Below are 3,579 nucleotides of genomic sequence, written 5' to 3' on the forward strand. Positions count from 1 at the left end.
GCGAGCAGGCTCGCTCCCACAGGGGTAGGTGGTGGGGTCGGAGTTCAGGCAACAAAAAGCCCCGCATGTGCGGGGCTTGGTGTTATCAGCTTGATCAGCTGCCTTTCACAGCCTTGCCGTTGACCGTGCCGTCCTGGAGCATGATGTTGTACTCCTTGCCGTCGGTCTCGACTTGTTGCAGGCGAACCAGCAGGTAGTCCCAATCCTTGGCGAACCAGAGCACGGTGATGCGCTTGCTCTGCGTCGGGTCGCGCACGCGCTCGACCTTGATCGCGTCGATCTGGCCGGCCTTGGTGTCGACTTTTTCCGAGCCCAGCACACGGAAGTCATAAGTATCGATTTCGCCGTCATCGACGACTTGATAGCTCATGCTCTTCTTGCCGGCTGCCACGTCGTGCTGCAGGGCCAGTTGGTAAGTGGATTTATCAACCATGCCCCGGTTCAGCGGGAGCTTGACCGCGTCACCGCGATCGGTGCCGGTGACCATCTTGGTATTCCAGTCGAAGTCCAGGTCGGCCTTCTTGGCCTTGCCCAGGCCGCCGCGTTCGAAGTGATAGGACTGGGGCAGCAAGGTGTCCTTATCCAGCGTCAGGGTGCTTTCTTCGGTCAGGCTGGCGATCATCATCGAGGCCTTGAAGCTCAGCTTCCAGGTGCCATTGGCTTCCTTGGTCAGGCTACGCTCGGCGGTGCCGCTCATGGGCAACTGTTTCCAGTCGGCGGTGTAGCTGGCGGAGAACGGTTGAAGGTCTGAGGCCTGTGCCAGGGGCAAGGCAAGCAGAGCGCAAGCGAAGAGCAGGGCGCGACGCATAAAATCTCCTAGTGTCGAATCAAGTGGCCGCTGGCGGCGAGCAACTGGCCGTCCAGTGAGGCGCCGCGATCGTCGAGGGTCAGCCGTCCTTCGGCAAACCAACGCACGGCCATCGGGTAGACCTGGTGCTCGCGGGCATGGACCCGTTGCGCCAGGCTTTGCGGCGTGTCGTGCAACTCTACCGGTATTGCTGCCTGTACGACCAGTGGTCCGCCATCGAGTTCCTCGGTGACAAAGTGCACCGAGCAGCCATGCTCCGTGTCTCCGGCCTCCAGCGCCCGCTGGTGAGTGTGTAACCCTTTGTATTTGGGCAGCAGCGAGGGATGAATGTTGAACAGGCGGCCCTGGTAGTGCCGCACGAAGCCAGCGCTGAGAATGCGCATGAAGCCGGCAAGTACGACCAGTTGCGGATTGAAGGTGTCGATCTGTTCGATCAGCGCGGCGTCGAAGGCTTCGCGGCCCTCGAACCCCTTGTGATCCAGGACGCGGGTGTCGATACCCGCGTCCTTGGCACGCTGCAGGCCGTAGGCATCGGCGCGGTTGGAGATCACCGCGCGGATGCGGACCGGGCTGTCGCCGGTCCGCGTGCTGTCGATCAGGGCCTGCAGGTTACTGCCGGTGCCGGACAGCAGCACCACGACGTTACAGGTTGCAGGCATCTGCTCGTGCATCAATGTGCCTTAAGATTTTTCAGCTCGACCTGTGCGGCGCCTTCCGCCGCAATGGCGATCTGGCCGATGACCCAAGGCTGCTCGCCGGCTTCGCGCAGTACGTTCAGGGCGGTTTCGACGTGCTCCTGGGCCACGCAGATGACCATGCCCACGCCGCAGTTCAGCACGCGGTGCATTTCGGTTTCATCGACGTTGCCTTTCTCTTGCAGCCAGTCGAAGACCGCCGGGCGGGTCCAGCTCGCCACGTCGACCACGGCCTGGGCGCCTTTTGGCAGTACGCGCGGGATGTTGTCCAGCAGGCCGCCACCGGTGATGTGGGCCATGGCCTTGACGGCGCCGGTGTCCTTGATCAGCTTGAGCAGCGGCTTGACGTAGATGCGGGTCGGGGCCATCAGCAGGTCGGCCAGCGGCTTGCCGTCGAGCTGGGTGTTCTCGATGTCGGCGCCGGACACTTCGATGATCTTGCGGATCAGCGAGTAGCCGTTGGAGTGCGGGCCGGAAGATGGCAGGGCGAGCAGGGCATCGCCAGCCGCGACTTTCGAGCCGTCGATGATTTCGGCTTTTTCCACGACGCCGACGCAGAAGCCGGCCAGGTCGTAGTCTTCGCCTTCGTACATGCCAGGCATTTCAGCGGTTTCGCCGCCGACGAGGGAGCAACCGGACAGCTCGCAGCCGGCGCCGATGCCGGTCACGACCTGGGCGGCGGTGTCGACGTTCAGTTTGCCGGTGGCGTAGTAGTCGAGGAAGAACAGCGGTTCGGCGCCGCAGACCACCAGGTCGTTCACGCACATGGCCACCAGGTCGATGCCGATGCTGTCGTGCTTGTTCAGGTTCAGGGCCAGGCGCAGCTTGGTGCCGACGCCGTCGGTGCCCGAGACCAGGACCGGTTGCTTGTAGCCGGCCGGGATCTCGCAGAGGGCGCCAAAACCGCCCAGGCCGCCCATGACTTCCGGGCGCGCGGTGCGCTTGGCGACGCTCTTGATGCGTTCGACCAATGCTTCACCGGCGTCGATGTCTACACCGGCGTCCTTGTAGCTCAGGGAGGGTTGCTTGCTCATGATCCAGGCCTTTAAAGGGGGGATTTCTGGGTAACGACCGATCGCCGGGGCCGTCGAATAACCGTTGTACGAATTATTCCGGGTGCCCAGCCATTGCCGGTCTGCGAAGGCGCGCGATTTTATCAGGCTTGTGGAGCAGCGGCCATCCTCGCGCCGACGGGCAGGGACATATCCGCCAAAAAAAACCGATATTTCTTGTATTGGTACTGTGCAACGCGTCTGTATAAGGTGTAGCGGTAAGCGACTATGGTTATGACCGTGGGAAACTTGCATCGGGCGGGTGAATGTTTTGCCAGGTGCCGTGTCACAGCCATGCTCAATCTTCTCCACACGGCCGGTGCCAGCCGTTATGTCCGGGAATCTTCCATGCGTTTGTTCAAATTCTTGTCTGTTGGCTGCTTGTCGCTGATCAGCCTCGCGAGCCATGCCGAAACCCTCAATAACCTTTACCAGGTGCGTGAGCCGGTCAGCAGCCAGGCGCCGGACGAGCGTAACCAGGCGACGTTGCGAGCCCTGGACACCCTGGTGCTGCGCCTGACCGGTGACACCAAGGCCGCGCAGAACCCAGGGCTGGCGGCGATCCGCAAGGACCCGCAGCAAATCATTCTTCAATACGGCTACGACGCCGGTCCGCCTGAGAGCCTGCAAGTGGACTTCGATCCCGCCAGCACCGATCGGGCGTTGCGCTCGGCGGGCCTGTCGCTTTGGGGGGCAAATCGTCCCTCGATCCTGGCCTGGTGGTTGAACGATTCGGCGGAAGGTTCCAGCCTGGTAGGGGATGGGCAAGGCAGCGCTACGCCGCTGCGCCGTGCCGCTCAGCACCGGGGGTTGCCATTGCACTTGCCGCTGGCGGACCTGAGCGAGCAGATTGTCGCGACGGCACCAAGCCTGGAAGGCAATGATCCGGCCCCGTTGCGTAATGCTTCGGAGCGTTATGGCTCGGACGCCTTGCTGGCTGTCCACGCGAAAGAAGAGGGCGGCCAATGGCAAGCGACCTGGCGCCTGTGGCTGGGGGACCAGCGCGAGCAAGGCAACGCTCAAG

4 protein-coding genes are annotated in these 3,579 nt (G+C 62.6%); 1 reads left to right on the plus strand and 3 read right to left on the minus strand.

Annotation, left to right across the window (positions count from 1 at the left end; translation table 11 throughout):
- Positions 1-94 precede the first annotated feature (94 nt).
- Genes OC610_RS23380 through purM form a run of 3 tightly spaced genes read right to left on the minus strand, consistent with a single transcriptional unit; the run spans position 95 to position 2,537 of the window.
- A complete protein-coding gene (locus tag OC610_RS23380) occupies positions 95-808 on the minus strand; it encodes a DUF3108 domain-containing protein (protein WP_264431197.1) in 714 nt (237 codons plus the stop codon).
- Between the two features lie 8 nt (positions 809-816).
- Positions 817-1,467 (minus strand): phosphoribosylglycinamide formyltransferase, encoded by a 651-nt coding sequence (gene purN, locus OC610_RS23385; RefSeq protein WP_264431198.1) that lies wholly within the window; start codon positions 1,465-1,467, stop codon positions 817-819.
- Between the two features lie 11 nt (positions 1,468-1,478).
- Positions 1,479-2,537: a phosphoribosylformylglycinamidine cyclo-ligase gene (gene purM, locus OC610_RS23390; RefSeq protein WP_018610352.1), complete on the minus strand. Its 1,059-nt coding sequence runs from the start codon at positions 2,535-2,537 to the stop codon at positions 1,479-1,481.
- Between the two features lie 366 nt (positions 2,538-2,903).
- Here purM and OC610_RS23395 point away from each other — a divergent pair.
- Positions 2,904-3,579: DUF2066 domain-containing protein (locus tag OC610_RS23395; RefSeq protein WP_264431200.1), on the plus strand; the 676-nt coding region annotated here is incomplete at its 3' end.

Source organism: Pseudomonas agronomica, assembly GCF_025917275.1.
GTDB classification, from domain to species: Bacteria; Pseudomonadota; Gammaproteobacteria; order Pseudomonadales; family Pseudomonadaceae; genus Aquipseudomonas; species Aquipseudomonas agronomica.